General features: G+C 61.8%; 25 protein-coding genes and 1 riboswitch. Of the genes, 10 read left to right on the top strand and 15 right to left on the bottom strand.

Features of this window, described 5'->3' with window-relative positions; genetic code table 11:
- The first annotated feature begins 98 nt into the window (after positions 1-98).
- Complete coding sequence (locus tag ISP18_RS11630) at positions 99-560, top strand: hypothetical protein (RefSeq protein WP_380006465.1); 462 nt, start codon at positions 99-101, stop codon at positions 558-560.
- A gap of 52 nt (positions 561-612) precedes the next feature.
- On the opposite strand, the gene ISP18_RS11625 is transcribed toward ISP18_RS11630, so the two are convergent.
- The 10 genes from ISP18_RS11625 to ISP18_RS11580 all read right to left on the bottom strand — a co-directional run bounded on the left by ISP18_RS11625 (position 613) and on the right by ISP18_RS11580 (position 7,800).
- Positions 613-1,488, bottom strand: coding sequence for a TraB/GumN family protein (locus ISP18_RS11625; RefSeq protein ID WP_380006467.1), 876 nt, complete (start codon positions 1,486-1,488; stop codon positions 613-615).
- Between the two features lie 8 nt (positions 1,489-1,496).
- Positions 1,497-2,615: a cyclopropane fatty acyl phospholipid synthase gene (gene cfa, locus ISP18_RS11620; RefSeq protein WP_380006470.1), complete on the bottom strand. Its 1,119-nt coding sequence runs from the start codon at positions 2,613-2,615 to the stop codon at positions 1,497-1,499.
- Positions 2,612-2,974: a DUF190 domain-containing protein gene (locus tag ISP18_RS11615; protein WP_380006473.1), complete on the bottom strand. Its 363-nt coding sequence runs from the start codon at positions 2,972-2,974 to the stop codon at positions 2,612-2,614. The genes cfa and ISP18_RS11615 overlap by 4 nt, the downstream gene beginning before the upstream one ends.
- Before the next feature lie 19 nt (positions 2,975-2,993).
- Positions 2,994-3,380 (bottom strand): fluoride efflux transporter CrcB, encoded by a 387-nt coding sequence (gene crcB / locus ISP18_RS11610; RefSeq protein WP_380006476.1) that lies wholly within the window; start codon positions 3,378-3,380, stop codon positions 2,994-2,996.
- A 62-nt stretch (positions 3,381-3,442) separates the two neighbouring features.
- Positions 3,443-3,530: riboswitch (Fluoride riboswitch) on the bottom strand.
- 92 nt (positions 3,531-3,622) lie between these two features.
- Positions 3,623-4,714, bottom strand: a complete 1,092-nt coding sequence (locus tag ISP18_RS11605) for a glycosyltransferase family 9 protein (protein ID WP_380006479.1) — start codon at positions 4,712-4,714, stop codon at positions 3,623-3,625.
- A 31-nt stretch (positions 4,715-4,745) separates the two neighbouring features.
- Positions 4,746-5,216: a hypothetical protein gene (locus tag ISP18_RS11600; RefSeq protein WP_380006482.1), complete on the bottom strand. Its 471-nt coding sequence runs from the start codon at positions 5,214-5,216 to the stop codon at positions 4,746-4,748.
- 40 nt (positions 5,217-5,256) lie between these two features.
- Entirely contained in the window at positions 5,257-5,532 is a 276-nt protein-coding gene (gene minE, locus ISP18_RS11595; protein WP_380006485.1) for a cell division topological specificity factor MinE, read from the bottom strand.
- A 5-nt stretch (positions 5,533-5,537) separates the two neighbouring features.
- Positions 5,538-6,353, bottom strand: coding sequence for a septum site-determining protein MinD (gene minD, locus ISP18_RS11590; protein ID WP_380006488.1), 816 nt, complete (start codon positions 6,351-6,353; stop codon positions 5,538-5,540).
- Positions 6,354-6,412: 59 nt separating this feature from the next.
- Positions 6,413-7,180, bottom strand: a complete 768-nt coding sequence (gene minC / locus ISP18_RS11585; RefSeq protein ID WP_380006491.1) for a septum site-determining protein MinC — start codon at positions 7,178-7,180, stop codon at positions 6,413-6,415.
- Positions 7,177-7,800, bottom strand: a complete 624-nt coding sequence (locus ISP18_RS11580; protein ID WP_380006494.1) for a GNAT family N-acetyltransferase — start codon at positions 7,798-7,800, stop codon at positions 7,177-7,179. The genes minC and ISP18_RS11580 overlap by 4 nt, the downstream gene beginning before the upstream one ends.
- A 233-nt stretch (positions 7,801-8,033) precedes the next feature.
- Between ISP18_RS11580 and ISP18_RS11575 the strand changes: the two genes are divergently transcribed.
- The 4 genes from ISP18_RS11575 (at position 8,034) to ISP18_RS11560 (ending at position 12,709) form a co-directional block, all read left to right on the top strand.
- Positions 8,034-9,257 carry a sensor histidine kinase gene (locus ISP18_RS11575; protein ID WP_380006497.1) on the top strand — a complete coding sequence of 408 codons (1,224 nt, stop codon included), beginning with the start codon at positions 8,034-8,036 and terminating at the stop codon, positions 9,255-9,257.
- Positions 9,258-9,312: 55 nt separating this feature from the next.
- A complete protein-coding gene (locus ISP18_RS11570; protein ID WP_380006500.1) occupies positions 9,313-9,954 on the top strand; it encodes a response regulator in 642 nt (213 codons plus the stop codon).
- A gap of 234 nt (positions 9,955-10,188) precedes the next feature.
- Positions 10,189-11,580: an SRPBCC family protein gene (locus ISP18_RS11565; RefSeq protein ID WP_380006503.1), complete on the top strand. Its 1,392-nt coding sequence runs from the start codon at positions 10,189-10,191 to the stop codon at positions 11,578-11,580.
- A gap of 184 nt (positions 11,581-11,764) precedes the next feature.
- A complete protein-coding gene (locus ISP18_RS11560; protein ID WP_380006506.1) occupies positions 11,765-12,709 on the top strand; it encodes an ABC transporter ATP-binding protein in 945 nt (314 codons plus the stop codon).
- Here the strand turns inward: ISP18_RS11560 and ISP18_RS11555 are convergent.
- Positions 12,601-12,828: a hypothetical protein gene (locus tag ISP18_RS11555; RefSeq protein ID WP_404559614.1), complete on the bottom strand. Its 228-nt coding sequence runs from the start codon at positions 12,826-12,828 to the stop codon at positions 12,601-12,603. The two genes, ISP18_RS11560 and ISP18_RS11555, sit on opposite strands and share 109 nt — an antisense overlap.
- Between ISP18_RS11555 and ISP18_RS11550 the strand changes: the two genes are divergently transcribed.
- The 3 genes from ISP18_RS11550 to ISP18_RS11540 all read left to right on the top strand — a co-directional run bounded on the left by ISP18_RS11550 (position 12,727) and on the right by ISP18_RS11540 (position 16,661).
- A complete protein-coding gene (locus ISP18_RS11550; RefSeq protein WP_380006778.1) occupies positions 12,727-13,440 on the top strand; it encodes an ABC transporter permease subunit in 714 nt (237 codons plus the stop codon). The two genes, ISP18_RS11555 and ISP18_RS11550, sit on opposite strands and share 102 nt — an antisense overlap.
- 268 nt (positions 13,441-13,708) lie before the next feature.
- Positions 13,709-15,628, top strand: coding sequence for a GldG family protein (locus ISP18_RS11545; protein WP_380006509.1), 1,920 nt, complete (start codon positions 13,709-13,711; stop codon positions 15,626-15,628).
- A 160-nt stretch (positions 15,629-15,788) separates the two neighbouring features.
- Positions 15,789-16,661 (top strand): cytochrome c oxidase assembly protein, encoded by an 873-nt coding sequence (locus tag ISP18_RS11540; protein WP_380006512.1) that lies wholly within the window; start codon positions 15,789-15,791, stop codon positions 16,659-16,661.
- Positions 16,662-16,664: 3 nt separating this feature from the next.
- Here ISP18_RS11540 and ISP18_RS11535 read toward each other — a convergent pair whose 3' ends face one another.
- Genes ISP18_RS11535 through ISP18_RS11525 form a run of 3 tightly spaced genes read right to left on the bottom strand, consistent with a single transcriptional unit; the run spans position 16,665 to position 18,496 of the window.
- The gene (locus ISP18_RS11535) at positions 16,665-17,423 is read right to left on the bottom strand and encodes a metallophosphoesterase (RefSeq protein WP_380006515.1); all 759 of its coding nucleotides are present in this window, start codon (positions 17,421-17,423) and stop codon (positions 16,665-16,667) included.
- Between the two features lie 12 nt (positions 17,424-17,435).
- A complete protein-coding gene (locus tag ISP18_RS11530; protein ID WP_380006518.1) occupies positions 17,436-17,879 on the bottom strand; it encodes a copper chaperone PCu(A)C in 444 nt (147 codons plus the stop codon).
- On the bottom strand, positions 17,876-18,496 hold the full coding sequence (locus tag ISP18_RS11525; RefSeq protein WP_380006521.1) for an SCO family protein: 621 nt from the start codon (positions 18,494-18,496) through the stop codon (positions 17,876-17,878). The genes ISP18_RS11530 and ISP18_RS11525 overlap by 4 nt, the downstream gene beginning before the upstream one ends.
- Before the next feature lie 84 nt (positions 18,497-18,580).
- Between ISP18_RS11525 and ISP18_RS11520 the strand changes: the two genes are divergently transcribed.
- The gene (locus tag ISP18_RS11520) at positions 18,581-18,958 is read left to right on the top strand and encodes a DUF423 domain-containing protein (RefSeq protein WP_380006524.1); all 378 of its coding nucleotides are present in this window, start codon (positions 18,581-18,583) and stop codon (positions 18,956-18,958) included.
- Between the two features lie 61 nt (positions 18,959-19,019).
- On the opposite strand, the gene ISP18_RS11515 is transcribed toward ISP18_RS11520, so the two are convergent.
- Positions 19,020-20,540, bottom strand: a complete 1,521-nt coding sequence (locus tag ISP18_RS11515) for a transglutaminase domain-containing protein (protein WP_380006527.1) — start codon at positions 20,538-20,540, stop codon at positions 19,020-19,022.
- Between the two features lie 113 nt (positions 20,541-20,653).
- On the opposite strand from ISP18_RS11515, the gene purT reads away from it, so the two are divergent.
- Positions 20,654-21,835 carry a formate-dependent phosphoribosylglycinamide formyltransferase gene (gene purT, locus ISP18_RS11510; RefSeq protein WP_380006530.1) on the top strand — a complete coding sequence of 394 codons (1,182 nt, stop codon included), beginning with the start codon at positions 20,654-20,656 and terminating at the stop codon, positions 21,833-21,835.
- The last annotated feature ends 12 nt before the right edge of the window (positions 21,836-21,847 follow it).

The raw sequence follows: 21,847 nt of genomic DNA, 5'->3' as shown, positions 1-21,847 counted from the left end.
GTCATCTGGGCGCAAGGGCGCCGCGGGCGGGGGAGATGGTGCCAGATGCGGAGGTGCTTGGGCTAGAATGCCCGCATTCCTGCATTCCCGGGTGAGTCATGCACTATCTACGCATTGCCGCGGTGGCCATGGCCTGCACGTTTGCGGTGGGTTGCTCGCATTTTGCGGGCCGGCGTCCGCTGATCGGATATACGGACAAGGATCATCCGCATGCGGATACCGCTCTGGTGGTCTGCGCCGAGCAGGAACAGTACATCTGCGGCATCACCGGCGTGAACCAGGTCGCTACCTGGGAGAAATACAACGGCGGCAAAACGCCGTGGGTGCGCGTGCTGCCAGGCAAGCAAGTAATCAAGCTTACGCTGTCGAACTCGCATCAGCTCAATCGGCAGCAGGTGACCATCGACAACGTGCAGGCGGGGCATGTGTACCGTATCGACGTTGGTTTTAACGGTGCGCTGTTGACAGGTTCGTACAAGGATCTGGGTCAGATGGATTCCTACACGATCCACATGCCGCAATTCCCGTTCCGGCCGAAGGCGATTACGGCGTCGTTCTGAGTGCGGCGCGTCTTCTCCCTCTTCCCTTCGGGGAGAGGGAGAAAAGCGGGCATCAATCCTGCTGCGCAGTCACACCAATCTTCGCCAATTGCGCCTGTACGCTGTCCAGCCCGGCCAAATGCGCTGCGCCCACCGCGACGAATATGGTGCTGCCGGGCTGCCTGATCATCATGTCCTTGATCCTGGCCGCCCAATCCTGATTCCGCTGCACCAGCAGCTTCTGATATAGCGCGGGTTCCTGGGTTTTCAGCTCGTCGTTTTCCAGCTTCGCAATCGCGGCAACGTCGCCGCGTTTCCAGGCATCGATCAGTGACAGCAGTTCGGCCTTGTCCTTTTCGACATCGCGCAAGGTGTCACGCAGGAACGCGAGCTGGAGTGAGTTCGGCAGGTCGGCGAGAAAGCGGATCTGCTGCTCCGCCGTTTCCAGGCCGTGCACTGGTTTGCTGGCACTGGTCATCTGCGTCTGCAATTGCTTGTCTACGCCGCCGGCGGGATCGAGGCCGGCCTTCATCAACGGGGCAACTGCGAGTGTCAAAGCGGCCAACCAGGGTTTCATCGGTTGCAGCGCTGTGGTGCCGCCGGGTAGTCCGGCCAATTGCGCGGCTTTCGCCAATGCGGCGTTGTCGCTTTCGCTCAGCTGCGTGGAAAGCGGGTGCTCCGTGTCCATGCCATAGCGCAGCACCAGCGAGGTCATGCTGGCCTGATCGTCGTCGATCAGTTCGATGTACAGCGTCTGGCTTTTCGACAAGGCTTCGTTCAGTGCCGGAAATCGCCAATCCGTATCGTTCGGCAACACATGCACGGTGCCGAACAGATACACCGTGCTGTCGCCGCTTTTGACATGCCACAGGGCAGGGTGCGCCCATGCGTTGCCGCACAGCAGGAACAGCAGCGAAAGAAGAACTAATAGACGTCGGAATGGGGGCATGGAGAGACTCAGCGCGGAACGCGGTAGCCGCCGGGCACGCCGTGCGGGCTTAAGGTGAGCTGCCAGAGCTGGTCGCGCCGGCTGCGGAAAACGGCGGTGGATACCGATAGGTAGAAACGCCACATACGACGGAAACGCTCGTCGTAGCGCTCGGAAAGCGATGGCCACGCCGCATCGAAATTCTCGCGCCACGCGCTGAGTGTGCGGTCGTAGTTCGCGCCGAAGTTGTGCCAGTCCTCCATCACAAACAAGCCTTCGAAAGCTGCGGCGACCTGGCTGGCGGCGGGAATCATCGAATTGGGAAAGATGTACTTCTCAATCCACGGATCGGGTCGCCCTGGCGATTGGTTGGTGCCGATGCTATGCAGCAGGAACAGACCGTCCTCCTTCAGGCAGCGGCGCGCGACTTCAAAATATTCGCGATAGTTCTTCCCGCCGACATGTTCGAACATGCCGATCGACATGATGGCGTCGAACGGTTCGTCGAGTTCGCGGTAATCCTGCAGGCGTATTTCGATCGGCAGGCCCTGACAGAGTTCGCGTGCGAATTCGGCCTGCTCGCTGGAAACGGTAATGCCGACGCCTTCCACGCCGTAGCGCTCCGCCGCGAACTTCAGCGCCTCGCCCCAGCCGCAGCCGATGTCGAGTACGCGCATGCCTGGCTTCAACCGCAACTTGCGGCAGACCAGGTCGAGCTTGGCCTCCTGCGCGTCGTCCAGGTTCGTGGCGTTCGCCCAGTAACCGCAGGAATACACCATGCGCTTGCCGAGCATCGCCTTGAACAGGTCGTTGCCGCGATCGTAGTGCACCTTGCCGATCTCAAACGCGTGCTGGCCGCGCTGCAGGTTGACGAAACGCGCCTTCAGATGCGCGAGCAACGTATCCAACGTCTTAAGGTGCTCATCCAGATGGCTGCAAAGTATCTTGGTGAAAAGGCCGGGAATATCCTCGGCATCCCACCAGCCGTCCATATAGGCTTCGCCAAAACCGAGTGACCCGTGTGCGAACACACGGGCGTAGAGCTGTTCGTCGTGCACACGGATGTCCGTGGGTGCCGGGCCGTTGATCTGCACGCCGGCCATTTCCAGCAATTCGGCGGCGCGCTGCCGCAGGGAATCCGAACTCATGCATCTGTTTCCTTGCTCAGGATGCCGAAATGTACCGGCGACCATGCATAGACCAGATCAACACCTGCTTCGCGTACCAGGCGCAGCAAGGTCTGCGCATTCGCTTCGCTGAGCAGGAATTCCACTTTCAAAGGCAAGTCGTCGGCGAGCTCGAAGAAGGCTTCATGATGCAGCACGCCGTGCCGGCCGAAGCCGGCGGTAGCGCGGAACACCGAGCCGCCGCCGAGCTTGTGGCGTTTGGCCAGTTCCAGCAGCCATTCGGACATCAGCAGTCCGTCGTGCCGGGCGTGCACGTGGGTGTAGAAACGCAGAAAGATGCCGTTGGCCGGTGTGTCACGGAAGGTGATGTCGATGCTCATGACGATGTCGACTCCGTATCTAGTGGCGCAACAGCCCGCGCGTCAGGAAGATGCCGAGGATCGTCATGGCAAGGCTGCCGATCAGATGCACGGCGATATGCGCGCCGAACCACGCGAGCTGCCCGCGCAGCAACAGCGTATCCGCTTCGGCAGAAAAGGTGGAGAAGGTGGTCAGGCCGCCGAGGAAGCCGGTCATCACGAACAGTCGCATTTCCGGCGGCAGCGCCTGGAAATGTTCGAACACGCCCATCATGCAACCCATGATCAGGCCGCCGATGAGATTGGCGGCCAGGGTGCCCAGGGGCAGGGTGGGGAAAACGGGATTGAGCAGGATGCCGAGTATCCAGCGCATCCAGCATCCGATGGCGCCGCCGAGGCCGACGGCAAGAAAGCCAGTCCAACTCATGCTGTGTTGTCTCCCATGTGCAAGGGTTTGGCAACACAGGCACGCCTGCGCCGCCGGAATCCGGTGGTGCAGGCATCATCAACCTTGCGGTGGTTCGTTCCACGGGAACCGGTCCTGGGGAACGGGAGGCATGCCATCTCCCTCATGTTGGGCATGCTAGCCGATGCGCAATCCGGAGGGTAGGCAGGGATGCCAATTCCAGCATCGACAAGCACATGGTGATGCTGGGTTTTCAACCCAGCCTACATGCCCAGCTCCGGCATTGCCGCAATGGTGCGAGCCACTTCTTCCGGCTCCTTATCCTGCGCGGCAATCACATGCCGGCTCGGCCCATACGGTCCCCACTCGCCGGCATTGGTCACGGTGAAGATGCCCATGGTCGGCACGTCCGAGGCGCAGGCCAAGTGCATGATGCCGCAGTCCGCGCTGATATAGACGTCCAAACCGGACAGCACGCTGGCGAGCTTGCGCAGGTCGCTGGAGTAATAGGCCGGGTAACGCGAGCCGATCATCGACTCGCCGGAGTGCGGCAGGATTTCCACGATACGGTGTTCGGGATGCGCCGCTTCCAGCACGGTGATCAGGCGCATCCACCACGTTTCGCTGAGCTGCTTAGGGCCAGTGGCATTTGCAAAGATGCCGATGATGCCGCGGCCCGGCGACGTGATGCCGTCGGCGGCAAGCGAACGCATCAGCGCCGCCCTACCTTGCTCGCGCTCGAGGGCGGCGAGGCGGATGTCCGGCACCGGGTAATCGGCCGTCACGTCGCGCCCCATTGCATGACGCAGGAGATACACCGGACGCCGTCCCTTGCTTTCCATATCTGTCGGCAGCGGTACCGGATGGGTGATCTCGCCATGCTTCTTCGGGCTGCTGAAGCCGAGCGTGTAAGTGGCGTTCGACAGCAGCATCAGCAGGCGGCCGGTCTGCGAGAGGGGATCGGCATCGATCGCCAGGTCGTAGCGAATCTTGCGCATACGCCGCAGCGTGCCGAAGAACTGGAGCGGATGACCCACGCCGTGCGCCGGCAGACGGAAGATGCGCTGCACGTTGAAGAAGTGGCCGTAGACGTCGTCCGCGATCGGGCTGCGCGTGAGAATGTCGATCTCCGCGGCGGGATAGATTTTTTCCAGCTCCGACAGCAGTGGCGTCAGCAGTAGCGTGTTGCCCAGACTGTGGCTGACGTGGCAGACCAGGATGCGATAGATGCCCTTGGTCGGTAGCGGTTCCGAAGTCGGCTGCCCATGGCTGCCGAACACCATGCGCATGAGCCGGCGCGCGATGCGGCGCCGAAAGTCGTTGACGGGATCGTAGTAACGCGTGTTCTTCAGCACGGTGAGCTTCGTTGCGGTAAGGCGACGGCGACTATACCGGTTCGGGAAGCAGTCCGCGTTCGATCAGCCACGCCCTGGCGTTCTCGGCATCCTGTTCGAACCAGGCGCGTGCGGAACCGAGCCGAAAGGAATAACCCCAGGCATCCATGTCGCTCATGATGCGTTTGCGACCGACGCCCGGCAGCGCGTCACCCAGCACGATCTGCAAGTAGCAGACGGCGTCTTCTTCCTCGATGGAATCGGTGGCATCGGTGTGCACCTCGGCGCGCTGTTCCGGCGGCAGCACGATCAAGTGGCCGGCTTCGTGCAGGATCGAGTGCACGGGTGTATCACCGCGCGCGTAAACGGTGTGGCCGATGATGCCGGCTTCGTCGTCACCCCAGAAACTGCCGGGGATAGCGTGGTCTTCCGGGACAAGCGCCAGACTCAACCCGTAGCGGGCGAGCAGGGATTCGATGGCGCTGCGGTTGATATCGGCGAGGCGGAGGATGGAACTAGCCATGGTGTATTCCCTCTCCCCGGCGAGGAGAGGGCGTAGCTGGTCAGGTTGCAGGATTGGCCGCCGGTTTGCCATCCGGCAACGCTACCGACAGCTCCAGCACTTCATGCCCGGCGTCGCGCTCGACATTGATGTTGATTGCTTCCAGGTCGACGTTGACGTATTTCTTAATGACCTCGAGCAGCTCGTTGCGTAGCAACGGCAGGTAGTCGGGCGCGCCGCGAGTGGAGCGCTCCTGCGCCACGATGATGCGCAGACGTTCCTTCGCCACGACGGCAGTCGGTTCCGGCTTGCGCTTTAGGAAATCGAGGATACCCATGGCGTTCAACCTCCGAATACGCGCTGGAAGAAGCCCTTCTTGGGTGCGTCGAGAAAGCGCATCGGGCGGGTTTCGCCGAGCAGGCGGGCCACAGTATCGCGATAGGCCTGACCGGCGAGGGAATTGTCGTCCAGGATCACCGGTACGCCGGAATTGGAGGCGGCCAGTACGTTTTCCGATTCGGGAATCACGCCGATGACGTTGATGCCGAGAATTTCTTCAACGTCTGTCACGCTGAGCATTTCGCCTTGTTCGACCCGCGCTGGGTTGTAGCGCGTCAGTAACAGGTGTTGGGTGACGCTGCCGTTATCGCGCTCGGCGCGGCGCGTCTTGCTAGCGAGCAGGCCCAGGATGCGATCGGAGTCGCGTACCGAGGACACTTCCGGATTCACCACCACCATTGCGTGATCGGCGAAGTACATCGCCAGGTGCGCACCTTTCTCGATGCCGGCGGGTGAATCGCAAACGATGTAGTCGAAGCCGTCCTTGCTCAGCTCGTCGAGCACTTTTTCCACGCCTTCCTGCGTCAGCGCATCTTTGTCGCGCGTCTGGCTGGCGGCGAGCACATAGAGATTTTCGTGGCGTTTGTCCTTGATCAACGCCTGCTTGATGTTGGCTTCACCCTGGATGACGTTGACGAAGTCGTACACCACGCGGCGCTCGCAGCCCATGATCAGGTCGAGGTTGCGCAGGCCGACGTCGAAGTCGATCACGGCCACTTTTTTGCCGTTCATCGCCAGGCCCGTGGCAAGTGATGCGCTGGTGGTGGTCTTGCCCACGCCGCCCTTGCCGGACGTCACAACGATAATCTCAGCACTCAAGGCTCATCTCCGGATATATATAATTTTTTTGGGATGTTCTGAACGAATCAGTACATCGATTACTTCAAAGGTGCAATCAAAAGCTTTTCGCCGTCGAGCCAGCATTGCACGGACTGGCCTTCCAGGTCTTTTGGTATCTGCTCGAACACGCGGTAGTGGCCCGCGATGGCCACCAGTTCCGCGCGGAAGTCCGAGATGAAAATACGTGCTTTCGCGTCGCCTTGCGCACCCGCCATCGCGCGGCCCTTCAGGCTGCCGTAAATATGGATGCTGCCGTCGGAGATCACTTCGGCGCCGTTGGCGATGGTGCCGACCACGACCAAATCGCGATCGCGCGCATAGACCTGTTGGCCCGAACGCACCGTGCCATCGTGACGCTGCGCGCCGACCGAAGCGGTAGGCTGCGACAGCACCGGTTCGCGCACTGGCGTCGCTGGCGCGGGTACTGCGGTGGGAGCGGACGGCGTGATGCTGCCGCCGTCGGCCGGCTCGTAGGCCGCGCGAAACTTGGCGATCAGCGGCAGCCCCATGCGCTGTGCCAGCGCTTCGGTGGCGCTGGTGCCGTAGGCCAGGCCCACCGGCAACATGCCGGCGCTGCGCACCGCTTCAAGCAGAGCGTCGACGATGCCGTCGTCCGGCAGATTAAGCAGGTGGCTCAGGTCGAGAACGACTGCCGCGCGCGAGAACAGTTGGGGGGCGGCGCGCACGCGGCGTTCGAGTTCCTCGCACAAGGCCGCCGCATCGGGCCGTCGCACGCGCACACAGGCAATCCCGACCTGCCCGAAACGCAGATCGCAGGCTTCAGAAGTATCCATCTTTGCATTCATGAACGCCGCTCTCCAGCGAGGCGGCGTGTCTTAGAGTCTTGATTGGCTAGGGGAAGATCGCGGCCAGCCAGCCAAGGCAGGTCCGGCAGGCCGCTATGTTCGAGATAGGTATCGCGCACGTAGGTGTAGCTGGGCAGGTCCTTGGCGAGCAGGCTCACCTGCGGCCCGCGTTCGCCCATGCGCTGCTGGCCCACTTCCTGGAAGCCGTAGGTGCCGTGAAACAGCACGACCACGTCGTCGGCCGGCTCCAGGAACACTTCGCAGGTGAGCAATGGCACGCGCACTTCGGCGTAGCTGTTCACGTCGCAATAGAAGATGCGGCCCAGACCGTGGCGGCGGTACGCGTTGGCGATCACGATGCGGTCGATGTAGACGAACGCCGGATAGTGCTCGCTGAACCAGCAGTAGTTGGGGCTTTTGTAATCGCGCCCGTCGCGCAGGGCGATCAGGAAACCGGCGAGATGACCGTCGATCTCGGCCACGCGGAAGTAATCGGCGTGATCGTAGAAATAGCGCAACTGCGCGGCATCCAGGACCAGAATGGAGCGACCGGCGGTGTTGTTGAGCGCCAGTACGGCATCCAGGTCGTGCTCCCGCACGTCGCGGATGGCAAGGGCCATTCGTTGCTCCGCAGTGATGGTGACTAGGTATGAAGACCGACTGACGGCCCAGCTCGAGGCGCATTATGGCATGCGACACCGGGTGGCACATCCCGTATTGCGGCATGAGTTCGCATGTAAAAGCTTTGTAAAACCGACGCCTAGGCGGGCGGTCGGGCCGGAGCGGGGCGGCGTACGATAGCGCATGACTTCCCGCGCATTCGGTCGGCCCAAGGCAGCCCTATGATGCAGGCATGGCAATGACCAATTTCAATCACACTCGGCTTTTGCGCATCACGGGGCTGATCGCTTACCTCTGCGATGGCACGCCGCTGTTTACCAACTGGGCGACCGAGCGGCTGGACCTGCTGCAGCGACCTAATTTCTCGCTGCTGCTGTGGACACTGTCCTACCTGCTATTCGGGGTGCTGTATCTGCTCATCACCAACAACCTGGGCGCGCGCACTCATATCTGGGCGCGGCTGATCGGTCTGTTGCTGCTTACGGCCACCGCGGTGATGGTGGGCTGGTATAGCCATAGTGGTTTGTCCGCCACACTGCTGGTGGTGGTAGCGGTGGTCTTGCCATGGCTGGTCCCGTTCTGGGCGGGCGTGGCCTGGATCGTGTTGCAGGCGCTCAGCATGGCCGTGTTGTTTTCCACCTTTGCCGAACTCAAACACAGCATCTTGCTGGGTACGCTGCAGGCATTCATCTATACCGCCTTCGCCATGCTCGGCTTCGTGGCTTCGCTGGTGGCCAGCCAATTGGCAGAGGAGCGCGAGGCGCAGCGGCGGCTCAATTCCGAGCTGCGCGCCACCCGCGCGCTGCTGGCCGAATCCACCCGCATCGCCGAGCGCATGCGCATCGCGCGCGAGCTGCATGATGTGATCGGACACCATCTGACCGCGCTTAGCCTCAACCTGGAAGTGGCTAGCCACCTCAGTAACGAGTCAGCTTCGGTGCACGTGCGCAAGGCGCAAAGCACGGCGCGGTTGCTGCTGACCGATGTGCGCGAGGCGGTGAGCGAGCTGCGCCAGGACGATGCGATCGACCTCACCCAAGCCCTGCAAAGCCTGATCGACGGCGTGCCGAGCCTGCGCGTGCACCTGAACATCCCGCCGCGTTTCAGCGTGGAAGACCCAGGCCGGGCACAGGTGCTGCTACGTTGCGTGCAGGAGATCATCACCAATACCGCACGGCATGCCGGCGCCCGCAATCTGTGGCTCACCTTTACCTATGAGGATGAGACCCTGCTCAGCCTGTGCGCGCGGGACGATGGCCGCGGCGTCAGCGACATCACGCCTGGCAATGGGCTTTCCGGTATGCGCGAGCGACTGGCCGAATTCGGCGGCAGCGTCACGATGGAGAGCGAAGCAGGGCAGGGTTTTGCCCTCAGCATCCGTCTTCCATTGGGCGAGCCGTCGGTGTTGGCGCATACGCCTTCCCGTTTCGAACCGCCTGCATTGAGCCTGACCTGATGACTTGCCAGAATGTTGCCAATGGCTGGAGTCATTCCTGCTGCGAGGATCCGCGATGATTTCCGTTTGTCTCGTCGACGACCAGAACCTGGTACGCCAGGGTGTGCGTTCCCTGCTCGATCTGGCGGAGGATATTCGCGTGGTGGCCGAGTGCGCCGATGGCGTGCAGGCCGTGCAGGATATTCCGCGCATCAAGCCCGACGTGGTGCTGCTAGATCTGCGCATGCCCAACATGAGCGGTCTGGAAGTGCTGCAAGCCCTGTCGGCGCGCAGTGAGCTGCCGCCCACCATCATCCTCACCACCTTCGACGACGATCAGCTCGTGCTGCAGGGCCTGAAGGCCGGCGCGCGCGGTTATCTGCTTAAGGATGTGTCGCTGGAGCAACTGGTGGAAGCGGTGCGCACCGTCGCCAACGGCGGTTCGCTGGTGGCGCCGATGGTCACCCAACGCCTGCTGGCCGGCGTCAGCCGCATCCATAACCAGTTCACCAGCCTGGAGCAGCCCGATCCGCTGACCGAACGCGAGACGGAGATCCTGCGACTGCTGTCCGGTGGCTACAGCAATAAGGAAATTGCCAATTCTCTAAAGGTGGCTGAGGGCACCGTCAAAAACCACGTCTCCAACATCCTGTCCAAGCTCGGCGTGCGTGATCGAACGCGCGCGGTACTCAAGGCTTTGGAGCTGGGTATCGTCTGATCGGGCGATTGCTTTAGCCCATCTTTAGCCCATCGGGAAATGCTGCTTCGCAACGCGGCTGCGGGCTGTCTCGGCCCGTAGCGTTCCTGCGCGTGAGCAAGTACCATCGGCAGCTTAGGCGCCGGCCGAACCCCCGTCCTGATGCGGTTTCCCTCGAGGGAAGACTCCTTATGGCGGTCCCGTTCCGACCTGCGCTTTCCACCGCTTTAGAGAGACGTCTCGGAGAACCCTGGAATGACGCGTGTTCTGGAATTCATCGTTGCCCTCATCATCGTCGTCGTTGTCGGCGTCGTGGTGGGCATCATCATGCCCGGCAGTGGCCACGTTGAGCGGTCATTGGTGGTCAGCAAAGACCTCCGCCAGGTCTACGACGTGGTGGCTAATTTCCGCACCTTCCCCGACTACGCCGTGTTGCGCGCGTACGACCCGAAAACCCAGTACACCCTTTCCGGCAATGCCTATGGTCCCGGTTCCGAGATCAGCTGGGCCAGCCAGGACGAGAAAGTCGGCAACGGCAAGCTGACGATCGCCAGCACCCAGCCGGACTTCAGCAAGATCGACCCCACCGTCAACAACGCCCAGATCATCTGGAACTTGGACAACGAGTGGCGTGGTAGCGACAAGCACTTCACCCTGGATCTGCTGCGTCAGGGCAACACCGGCAAGCTGACCAAGATCACCTGGTCGTATGACGTAAGCTACGGCTTCAACCTGCTGGATCGCTATTCCAATCTGTACATCCATGGCCAGCCTGACGCCTTCATCCAGTACAGCTTGAACAGCCTGCAGAACGTGCTGGCCGGCGTGCCGAACATCGACTACAGCGCGCTCGATCCGTACGTCCAGCAGACCAAGCCGACGCCGGTGCTGCTGGTGTCCACCTCGATGAAGCGCAAGGACGGTCTGGATGGCCTGAACGAAGCCACCGACGCCGCCATCAAAGAGATCCAGGATGCCGCCAAGAAGCTGGGCGTGCATACCAATGGTCCGCGCATCATCTTCACCACCAACTATGGTGACGAGACCTACACCTTCGACGTGGCCGAGCCGATCGACACCGATACGCTCAACGTGGCCGGTCAGAGTGTGACGCTCACCCCGCCGACGCCGCCTTCGTTGAACGAGCAGTTGCAGCCAGCTTCCAGCAGCACCGCCGCTGCGCCGGCCAATGCTGACAACAACGCCCAACCTGGCAGCAAGGATCGCTTCGGCCGCGTGATCGTGGACAACAACGTGCGCGCCACGCTGGCGTTCAGCGGTCCGGCACTGGAAGCGGTGTGGAACGGTACCGCCGCCGGCGTGCCCCAGACGCGCGACATGCTGAAGGCTTATGCGCAGACGCATGGCTACAAGTTCGATGAAGTGACCAACCGCCTGTACGACATCCTCGTGCAGCCGGAAGTGAAGGACAACGGCGGTAACATCCAGACCTACGCACAGTTCGCCGTGTACCTGCCGCTGCAGGATGCGTCGAACGGTGCCACCGTGCCGCAGCAGACGCCTGAGCAGCAGACCGGCATCAAGCAGCCGGGCGTGCTCAATGCGAACGGTCAGCCGGCTTCCAGTAGCACCGCTCCGGCACCGGCCAGCAGTGCGCCGGCTGCTGCTAGCAGCGCGGCGAAGTAAGCATCACGCTTCACCAAACAAACAGCCCTCCTCGCGGAGGGCTTTTTGTTGGGCGCGGAAATCGTGAAGCGGGAATCGTAAAAGCGCCGCGACTGCGCTTTTCACCATTCCCGATCTACGGCTCTCCAAGAACTTTCTCGCCCGCTTGCGGTACATTGCGTTGCGGTTCCTTTCGCGAGCGGACATGATCGAGACCGACAAGCTCACCAAGCGCTACGGCCATTTGACCGCGGTAGATGCGCTAAGCATCTACGCCGAACCGGGCCAGGTGCTCGGGCTGCTGGGCCCCAACGGTGCAGGCAAGACGACGGCGATGCGCATGATCGCCGGCTTCCTCACGCCTAGTTCCGGCACCGCGCGTGTCTGCGGTCATGACGTGACTCGCGAACCGCTCAAGGCCAAGCGCGCCCTCGGCTATCTGCCGGAAGGCGCGCCCAGCTACGGCGAAATGACAGTGCGAGAGTTTCTGGTGTTCATCATGCGCATGCGCGGGTTGCGTTCCGATGTGGGCCGTCGTCGCTTTGACGAAGTGGTGAGCCATCTGCAGTTGGACGAAGCGCTAAACGTGAGCGTGGATACCTTGTCCAAAGGTCTACGTCGGCGCGTGGGCTTGGCACAGGCGATCCTGCACGATCCACCGGTGCTGATGCTGGACGAACCCACCGACGGCCTCGATCCTAACCAGAAACATGCCGTGCGCCGGCTCATCGATGCGATGGCGCGCGAGCGCACGATCCTGATCTCCACGCACCTGCTCGAGGAAGTGCACGCGCTGTGCAATCGCGTGGTGATCATCGCCGGCGGCCAGTTGCGCGCCGACGCTACACCGGCGGAACTGGAAGCGCGTTCGCGCTATCACGGCGCTGTGTCTTTCAGCGCGCAGGGCAGCGGCGTGTCGCAGGAAATGCTCGGGCGCCTGCCGCAGGTAGCCGGTATCGAGGTGGATCCGTTGGACGGCCGCATCACAGTGTTCCCCAAGCCGGGCGAACGCATCCTGGAGCCGGTTGAAGCACTGCTGCGTCAGCAGGGACTGGAGATTTCCGAGATCCAGCTCGAACGTGGTCGACTCGACGAGGTGTTTCGCCAGATCACTCTCGGCGAGGAAGAAAAAACGGAGGCGCAGCCATGAACGCGGCCATAGCGGTCATGCGCCGAGAACTGCGCAGTTACTTCGTGACGCCGGTGGCGTACGTGTTCCTGGTGATCTTCCTGGTGCTGTCGGGCATCCTCACGTTCTACGTCGGTGATTTCTACGATCGCGGCATCGCCGACTTGCAGCCGTTTTTTGCGATGCACCCATGGCTCTACCTGATCCTGGTGCCGGCGGTATCGATGCGCCTGTGGGCCGAGGAAGCCAAAGCCGGCACGCTGGAATTGCTGCTGACGCTGCCGATCACGCTATGGCAGGCGATGCTGGGCAAATTTCTGGCGGCGTGGTTTTTCGTCGGCCTCGCGCTGCTGCTCACGTTTCCGGTGTGGATCACCGTCAACTACTTGGGCTCGCCGGACAACGGCATCATCGTCGCCGGCTACGTCGGCAGTTGGCTGATGGCGGGGGCCTTCCTGGCAATCGGCGCGTGCCTTTCGACAGTGACCAGCAGCCAGGTGGTGGCCTTCATTCTCACCGCCGTGGTGTGCGTGCTGCTGATTCTTGCTGGCCAGACGCAGGTGCTGGATTTTTTCCAAGGCACTTTGCCGCGCCGATTGGTGAACGGCGTGGCGCATCTGTCCATGCTGCGACATTACGAAGCGATCGCACGCGGCGTGCTCGATGTGCGTGATCTCTTGTATTTCGTACTCACCATCGTGGCGTGGCTGACTGCCGGCGTGCTGGTGATCGATATGAAGCGGAGCCGTTAAGAGCCTGCCTACGGTTTCGGCGTGGCCCGCGCCGGGATCTGTTTGCCTGACGGGCAAGGAGGAACGAAGGCGTGTATGTCGATACACAACTGAGTGAGGACGCTGCCCGGCGGGCAAACAGCCCCGGCCCGAAGGGTTGCCACGGTGCGGCCGCCATGCGGCAGCGCGCGGCTTGGCTTGCCAGCCAGGCAAGCGCTGCGCCACGCACTACCACCTGGCGAACGCACTGTGACAACGCGGGCTACGCCGAAACCGTAGGCAGGCTCTGATGTTCGGTCTCCCTTTGCGTCGACGCACCGTGCTGATCAGCGGATTGATCGCGCTGATCGTGGCCTATTGCAGCCTTACGCTGGTCACCAGCCGCTGGCTTGCGCCGGAACGTTTCGACCTGACCCAGGATCGCCTGTATACGCTCTCGCCGGGCACGCGGCAGATCGTGGACAGTGTGGACCGTCCGCTCTGGTTGACGTTGTACTTCTCCCAGCACGCCACGAAAGATCTGCCGACGTTGCGCAGCTACGAACAGCGCGTAGCGGAGATGCTGCAGGAAATCGTCGCGCGTTCGCACGGCCGCATCCGTCTGCAGATCGCCGATCCGGTGCCTTACTCCGACGACGAGGCCAGCGCGGAAGGTAACGGCCTCACTGCGGTGAACGGCGGCAGCAATGGTGAGCGCATCTTCTTCGGCCTGGTCGGCACCACGCGTCCGCCCAGCAACGAAGCGGCGGCGGATTACAGGGCTGATTATCCGCAGCAGGCCCGCGAAAAACGCATCGATCGCACGTTGGCGATTCCGTTCTTTGATCCGAATCGCGAAACCTTCCTCGAATACGACGCCGCCAAGCTGCTGTATCAGCTGAGTGAGCCGGAAAAGCCGCGCATCGGCGTGATTACCGAACTGCCGGTGATGGGCAGCGTCGGGCAGGGCACGCAGCCATGGGCAGTGATGCGTCAGCTGCAGCAGCTGTTCGACGTGGAAATGATCGATACGGACAAGCTCAAGCACATCGACAAGAACATCCAGGTACTGCTGCTGATCCATCCCAAGAACCTGCCTGTCAACGTACAGTACGCGATTGATCAGTACGTGCTCGGCGGCGGGCATCTAGTGGCGTTCGTGGACCCCTACTCCGAATCCGATCCCACGCCGCTGGTCGACGACACCACCAGCGCCACCAACAACCACAGCTCGAACCTGCCGCGCCTGTTCACCGACTGGGGCGTATCGTTCAATCCGGACCAGGTCGTGCTCGATCGTGCGCGTGCGCTGCCGATCGAACTGGCGGGCGTCAATCTCGCACATCCGGCGATGCTGGGCTTGGGCACGTCCGAACTCAATCGCGACGATGTGATCACCGCCAGCCTGCAACGGGTCAATGTTTCCACTCCCGGGCATTTCGATCTGCTGCCGGATGCGACCACACGGCTGATCCCGCTGATGCAAAGCAGCTCGGATGCTGAGGTGGTGCCCACGCAGCGTGTGATCGAAGCCAGTACCAATCCTTCCAGCCTGCTGGACGGCTATCAACCACAGAACCAGAACTACGTGATCGCCGCGCGCCTGCGCGGGACGTTCGCCAGCGCCTTTCCGGAATTCGCCAAGCGGCCGGGTCACCTGTCGGCTTCGCCGCCGAACGCGGAGGTGATCTTGGTGGCCGACACCGATCTGCTTACCGATCGCCTGTGGGTGGAAACGCAGAGCTTCCTCGGCCAGCCGATGCTCAGCGCGTTCGCCAACAACGGCGACTTCATCAGCAACATGGTCGACAACCTCAGCGGTTCATCGGCGCTGCTGTCCATTCGCGGACGTTCCACCTCGCAGCGCCCCTTCACGCGCGTGCAAGCGCTGCGGCGCGCCGCCGACCGCAAGTTCCTGCAGAAGGAACAAGAACTGGAAAGCGAGCTGGCTGACACCAAGCGCCGCCTGGAGGAACTGCAACCGGGCAAGGGCACACGCGACACGTCGACCAGTGCTGAGCAAAAGCAGGAAATCGAACAGTTCTTGCAGCGCCAGCTCGCCATCAGCAAGGAGCTGCGCGATGTGCAGCATCAACTCAATGCCGAGATCGATGCGCTGGGCACGCGGTTGAAGGTGATCAATATCGTGATGTTGCCGGTGCTGATTACGCTGTTTGGATTGATGTATGGCTGGAAGCGCACGCGGCGGAATCGGCGGCAGCGGGGGTGAGGGCGATATGCCGCAGGAGTATTGTTCTACGTCGTTACGCTGAAACAATTCATTTGCGCTATGTTCAACGTCGTCATTCCGGCTTTCGCCGGAATGACGACAAGGCTTTGATGTTGCTTTGCAGCCAACGAGTAGCTGCTCGGGGACGATGTAAGTATCGATGACCGCCACCTTGCTCAAATGGATCGTCCCCTGGGAGTTCTCGTGGGTCTTCCTGCTGAGCTTCCTGGCCGCCTGCGTCTTGTACTGGCGTGGCTGCCGCAAGCTGCCGGTGAGCGTGGGGCGCAAGCTGGCGTTCTGGTCAGGCTTGGCGATCGTCTACCTTTGCCTGCACACTTATTTCGATTTCTACGCCGAGCATGAATTCTTCATGCATCGCATCCAGCAATTGCTGCTGCATCACCTGGCGCCGTTGATGATCGTCGCGTCCTATCCGGGTTCGGTGCTGCGCGCCGGTTTGCCGTTGCGGTGGCGCATTCGCATGCTGCGTCCGGCGCTACGCTCTTGGCCATGGCGGCTGGTAAGCGCGGTGCTGCTCAACCCCGCTGTCGCCACCGTCCTGTTCGTGGCCTTTGTGCTGATCTGGCTGGTGCCGTCGATGCAGACCATGGCGATGCTCGACTGGCGTATTTATCGTTTCATGAACTGGTCGATGATCGTCAGCGGTTTCGTGTACTGGTGGCTGGTGCTGGATCATCGGCCGCGTCCGCCGGGGCGCATGATTCCCGGCCTGCGCGTGCTGTCGCCCGGCTTCACCATGGCGCCGCAGATTTTGGCAGGCGCCATCATCACCTTCTCCAAGGCCGACCTTTATCCGATCTTCGAGATCTGCGGACGCGCGTTCAACTTCAACGTTTTCACGGGTCAGTTGATCGGCGGCATCATCATCTGGGTGCCGGCTGCAACGATCGAAACCATCGGCGGCCTGCTGGCCATGCGCCAATGGCTTCGGCTTTCGCGCAGCGGGCGCATTCGGCGCCAGGCGCGGGCGCAAGCACTTTCCAACGTGGCGGCCGGTGGCGTGAGCCGCTGAGCGTTACAACACCTGCGTGAGTTGGCGTGTGGTGAAGTGCGCCTCCGCTGGATAGCCGAAGGCATTGTTGATGTAGGTGACGCCGTCGATCGTCACGCGGCGGTTGACGTGGCTATGTCCGTAGATGTGCATGCACGAACCGAGTGCACGAAGCTGCGCATCGAGCACGGTCGTGCCCAGCACCGGATAGATCTTCCGGTGTTTGTGAGGAATGCGTTCTGGCATCAGGTCGATGCGCGGCAGGAAGTGCGAAAAGGTAATGATCTGTTTCGCATCCTGCAGCGAAGGGGAAGATGAGCTGGGATTGCGGTCCGTGAAATACCGCGTCAGCGCGACGTCGTCGTAGTCCGGCCAGCGGCAGGCGCGAAAATCGGCCCAGGCGGCTTTGAGATAGTCGTCGGCTTCACCGAATGAATAGTCGTACCAGCCCAGCAGCGGGACGATGGCGAGATCCGCATCGCGAAAGATGTCCGTGCGAACACCGTGTTCGCCGGCCGCGGCGGCTACAGCATCGAGCTTCTCGAAAGAGCTGTGCACGCGCTCGCGGTTAATCCACAGATCGTGGTTGCCGGGCACATACAGCACGGTGGCGAAGCGTTTTGTCAGAGCCTTGAACGCTTCGTCGAGCAGGGTGAGGCGATCGGAAACGTCGCCGGCAAGCATCAGTACATCGTCGTTGTATTCGTGCAGCGGCAATTGCTGCAGCCATTCGTGATTGGCCGCATAGTCCAGGTGCAGGTCGGAAATCGCGAAAATGCGCATGCTCTTTACAGTTCAATCGACCGCGTTGGCCGGGCGAATCAGGAATGGCACCTGCAGATGGCTGCCATCGGCGAAATTCAGCGTGACATCGATCTTGTCGCCCGGCTTCAAGGGATGCGCTGCCTGTTGCAGCATTAAATGGTAGCCGGCCGGCGCCAATGCAACCCCGCCATGCGCAGGGATGGTCAGCCGATCGAGCACGCGCATGGCGCTGTTACCAGCCTGATCCATGGCGCTTTGATGAAGCATCACCGACACATACGCAGCGCTTTGCACGGAGACCAGCGTTGCGGCGGAGGCGCCCTGGTTGTCGAGCCTGACGTAACCGCCAGCTGGCAGATCGCCCGGTAGCAGCCGGATCCATGCATGGCTGGCCTTGATCTGATCCGCCTGTGCTGCCAGCGCATAGTGTGGAAGCAGCGCCATCAGCAGCACAAGCAGCATGACGCGCTTCACGTGGCACCTCCAGGGCTTAGTAGCAGATGCAGATCGTGCACCAGCTTGTCCTGTGCATCGTCCGGCGTGGCAAGCAGGCGTGCGTGGCCGCTGGTGTCGAAGATATAGATGCCCGAACTGTGGCTGACGTCGTAGCTGCCGCCCGATTTGTCCGGCTCACGACTGAAAGCTGCACGGTAGCGCTTGGTGAGCGCTTCGATATCCGCCGGCGTGCCCGTCAAGCCGATCGCGTGAGGATCGAACGCGGTGACGTAGGCATGCAGCGCTTCGGGTGTGTCGCGCGCCGGATCCACGCTGACGAACAGAATACGCGCGCCATCCGCCAGCTTGCCGAGCCGCTGCATCACTACATGCAGATGTGCCAGCGTCAACGGGCACACGTCCGGGCAATGCGTGTAGCCGAAGTAGAGCAGGGTGACTTTGCCACTGTAGTCGGTTGCCGTGACCGTCTTGCCTTGGTCGTCGGTAAGCCGGAACGAAAGATCGGGCATGTGTCCCGAAATATCGGTGAGCTGCCATGGCGCTGCTTCGTCGTGTTGCTGGCAGGCGGCGAGTAGCATGCCGGCAGTGAGCGCGATCGAGAAACAGACTATGCGGGCGAAACGCGAGAGCTTCATGCAAGAATCCCGTGCGGTAGAACCTGCTCAGGATACGCCACATGCGGCGGTTCCATTCCTTGCCATGCAACCGGAAAGCACGCGATGCGACAACTTGCCCAAAACCGTGATGGTCTGATCGTCGGCTTGACCGGCGCGAGCGCCGTGCTACTCGGTGCGTTCGGCGCGCATGCGCTTAAAGGTACGCTCGATACGTCACATAGCGAGCTTTGGCACACCGCGGTGCAATATCACTTCTGGCATGCCTTGGCTTTGGCGGGCACGGCGTTGTGCGATGCCGGCAAGGCACGCCGCGTTGCGATGCTGGCATTCGTCGTCGGCATCGCGATGTTCTCGGGCAGCCTGTACGCGCTGGCGTTGGGCGCGCCGCGGTGGATGGGAATCGTGACACCGTTTGGTGGCGTGGCCTTCATCCTGGGTTGGATTGCGTTGGGTACGGCACTAAAGCAGCGTTTGAGTTAACGCACGCTAGCGAAGACGCAGTCGATCATCGCGTCAGGATAAGGTTTCCAGTCGATAGCGGTTACCTCGAACTGCGGCCCGCCGCTCCCGCAGCGCCTCCCGAGATATTTGCCGGCGAAATTTCGTACATCTCGGCAAACGTATACACCTCGTCGATCTGGATGCTGCCGAATTCATTAGCGGCGTTGAAGAAATGCCACGGGTTGCCGTCGCCGATATCGAGCGCGATGTGACCGCTGTCGAAACTCGAGGCGGCCGGGTCGAAACTGCGCCAGCGCCGGCCCACCCAGGCGATCACCCAAGCGTGCGGCACGAACACGCGCATCTTGTTGTTGTAGTGATCGGTGTAAAGCATGCCTATGACGACGCGAGTCGGAATATTCTGGGCGCGAGCCATGGCGGCAAGCAGCACGGCGAACTGGGCGCAGTCGCCTCGACGATCCCGCGCCACGTCAAGCGCGGAGACATAGCCGATATCCAGCCCTCGTTGTGTGACATAGCGGCTGACGAAGCTGTTGAGGTTGCCCATCACGTGCAGCTTATTTTTCGTATCGCCCGCAGCGATGGCCGCAAGCCGCCTGATTTCCGGCGCATCGGATTGTAGCCAGGCGTTGGGCTGTGTATCCGCAGGCGTGGGAGGACTCTGTGCGTCGAGCAATCCGCGGTAGACGTTGATCTGCCATTCGCCGTTGCCGAGATCGGCCACCGATTGCTCGTCCGTGGTGATGAACGGCTTGATGATGGCCTTGTTGGTGACATGCAGGCGATAGCTGAGGAAATCGGCCAGCATTCTCGGCGTGATCAGTCGCGGCGAATCGACCATCGCCGAGTCCATCATGTCCAAGCTCTGCGTGGGTGCCAAAGCGCAAGTTTCGCTGCAGGCGATCATGTCCATCGGCCGGCCCAGCATGGTGGCCGAGCCTTTGCGGATATTGCCTTGCGCGTCCAGCCATAAATCGACACTTTGCGTGTTCTGAGGGCTGCGCAGCGTTTCCCGCTGATGGCTTAGCGTCTCGATGCGGTCAGGAAGTTCCACGCGCTCATTGCCGATGACCTCGACGGCAAGATCCATGGCTTCCAGGCTGGCCTGGTTGTACACAAGCAAGTGGTAATGCTTGCCGGGGTACGGAATGGCGGCTTGCAGGGCTTCGCGCTGACCTTCTACCAACAGGGCGCCGGCCGGCCATTCGGTGGTCGAATGCTGACTGTTTCCGGCTGCGGTGGTGATCAACTCCAGGCTACCGTCGGGCAGCCGCTTGCCTTCCACGCTTGTCTCGGTGCTGGACTGCGTCGTCATGCTGAAACTGATCGGTTTCCCGTCGATCGTTTCCACGCTGCGGCTGACGTTGGTGTAGGGCGCCCGCTTGTAATTGCGCTCGATATCCATCACCAGTGTCTGCGTGGTGATCACGGTATCGCCGACCTGTTCGCGCTGAATTTCCTCATGGCCGACCTTGCGGCCGTTGAGCAGCACGGTCATCCATGTGGTGGCGGGGGACACAGCCTCCGCAGCAGCCCTGGCCGGGCTGGGGGCAAAGCACAACACCGGCACCAGCAAAAGCGGGGCGAGCCTGTTGCGCATAAGCGATCCGTGGGGAGCGGAGTCGAAGCTACTGAATACCTGCTTATGCGCCATGTCAATCTGCGGTGCGGCAAGCTCAGCCGCGTACAATGGCGTTTTGTCTGGAGCCCACTATGAAGCCCTTCGGCACGCCCCATTCCGACCATGCCCTGAAAGTGCTGTTGCTCGGCGCGGGCGAGCTTGGCAAGGAGGTGGCGATCGAGCTGCAGCGCTTTGCCGTGGAAGTGATCGCGGTGGACCGCTACGCGCTTGCGCCGGCCATGCAGGTAGCGCATCGCAGTCACGTGATCGACATGCTCGACGGCAACGCCTTGCGCGCCCTGATTGCACAGGAAAAGCCGGATCTGGTGGTGCCCGAAATCGAAGCTATCCACACGCCCACCCTTGTCGAGCTGGAACAGCAGGGTCTGAAGGTGATCCCGACCGCGCGCGCTGCCTGGCTGACCATGGATCGCGAAGGCATCCGCCGGCTCGCCGCTGAGGAACTTGGCCTGCCCACCTCCCCGTACCGCTTTTGTGACAGCGAGGCCGAATACCGCGAGGCGGTGGCGGCGATCGGCTATCCGTTCGTCATCAAGCCGGTGATGAGCTCTTCCGGCAAAGGCCAGAGCATCGTGCGCGACGCAGCTGATGCGCAGCACGCGTGGGATTACGCGCAATCCGGCGGTCGTGCCGGCAAGGGCCGTGCGATTGTCGAGGGTTTCATTCCCTTCGATTACGAGATCACCCTGCTCACCGTGCGGCACAAGGACGGCACCTGTTTTTGCGCGCCGATCGGACATCGCCAGGAAGACGGCGATTACCGCGAATCCTGGCAGCCGCAACCGATGAGCCCGGCGGCCCTCGCCGAAGCGCAGCGTCAGGCCGAAGCGATCACCGGCGCACTGGGCGGTTGGGGCGTATTCGGCGTGGAGTTCTTCGTGAAAGGCGACAGCGTGATCTTTTCCGAAGTGAGTCCGCGACCGCACGATACTGGCCTGGTCACACTGATTTCCCAGGATCTGTCGGAGTTTGCTTTGCATGCCCGCGCGATTCTCGGTCTGCCGATTCCGGCAATTCGCCAGCAGGGACCTTCCGCCTCGTGCGCGGTACTGATGGAAGGCGAGGGCCGCGCGCCGCGCTATTTCGGCATGGCCGAAGCTCTGGCCGAATCGGATACGCAATTGCGTATCTTCGGCAAACCCGAGGTGAAAGGACGTCGCCGCATGGCGGTCACACTGGCGCGCGATAACGATATCGAGGCGGCCAAGGCCAAGGCGATCCGGGCGGCGAAGGCGATTCGGATCGAGTTGTAGAATCGGCGATAC

The organism is Dyella humi, assembly GCF_044904605.1.
Classification (GTDB): Bacteria; Pseudomonadota; Gammaproteobacteria; order Xanthomonadales; family Rhodanobacteraceae; genus Dyella_B; species Dyella_B humi.
Note: the sequence above shows the minus strand (reverse complement) of the source record. Positions and strands in the feature narration are given on the sequence as shown.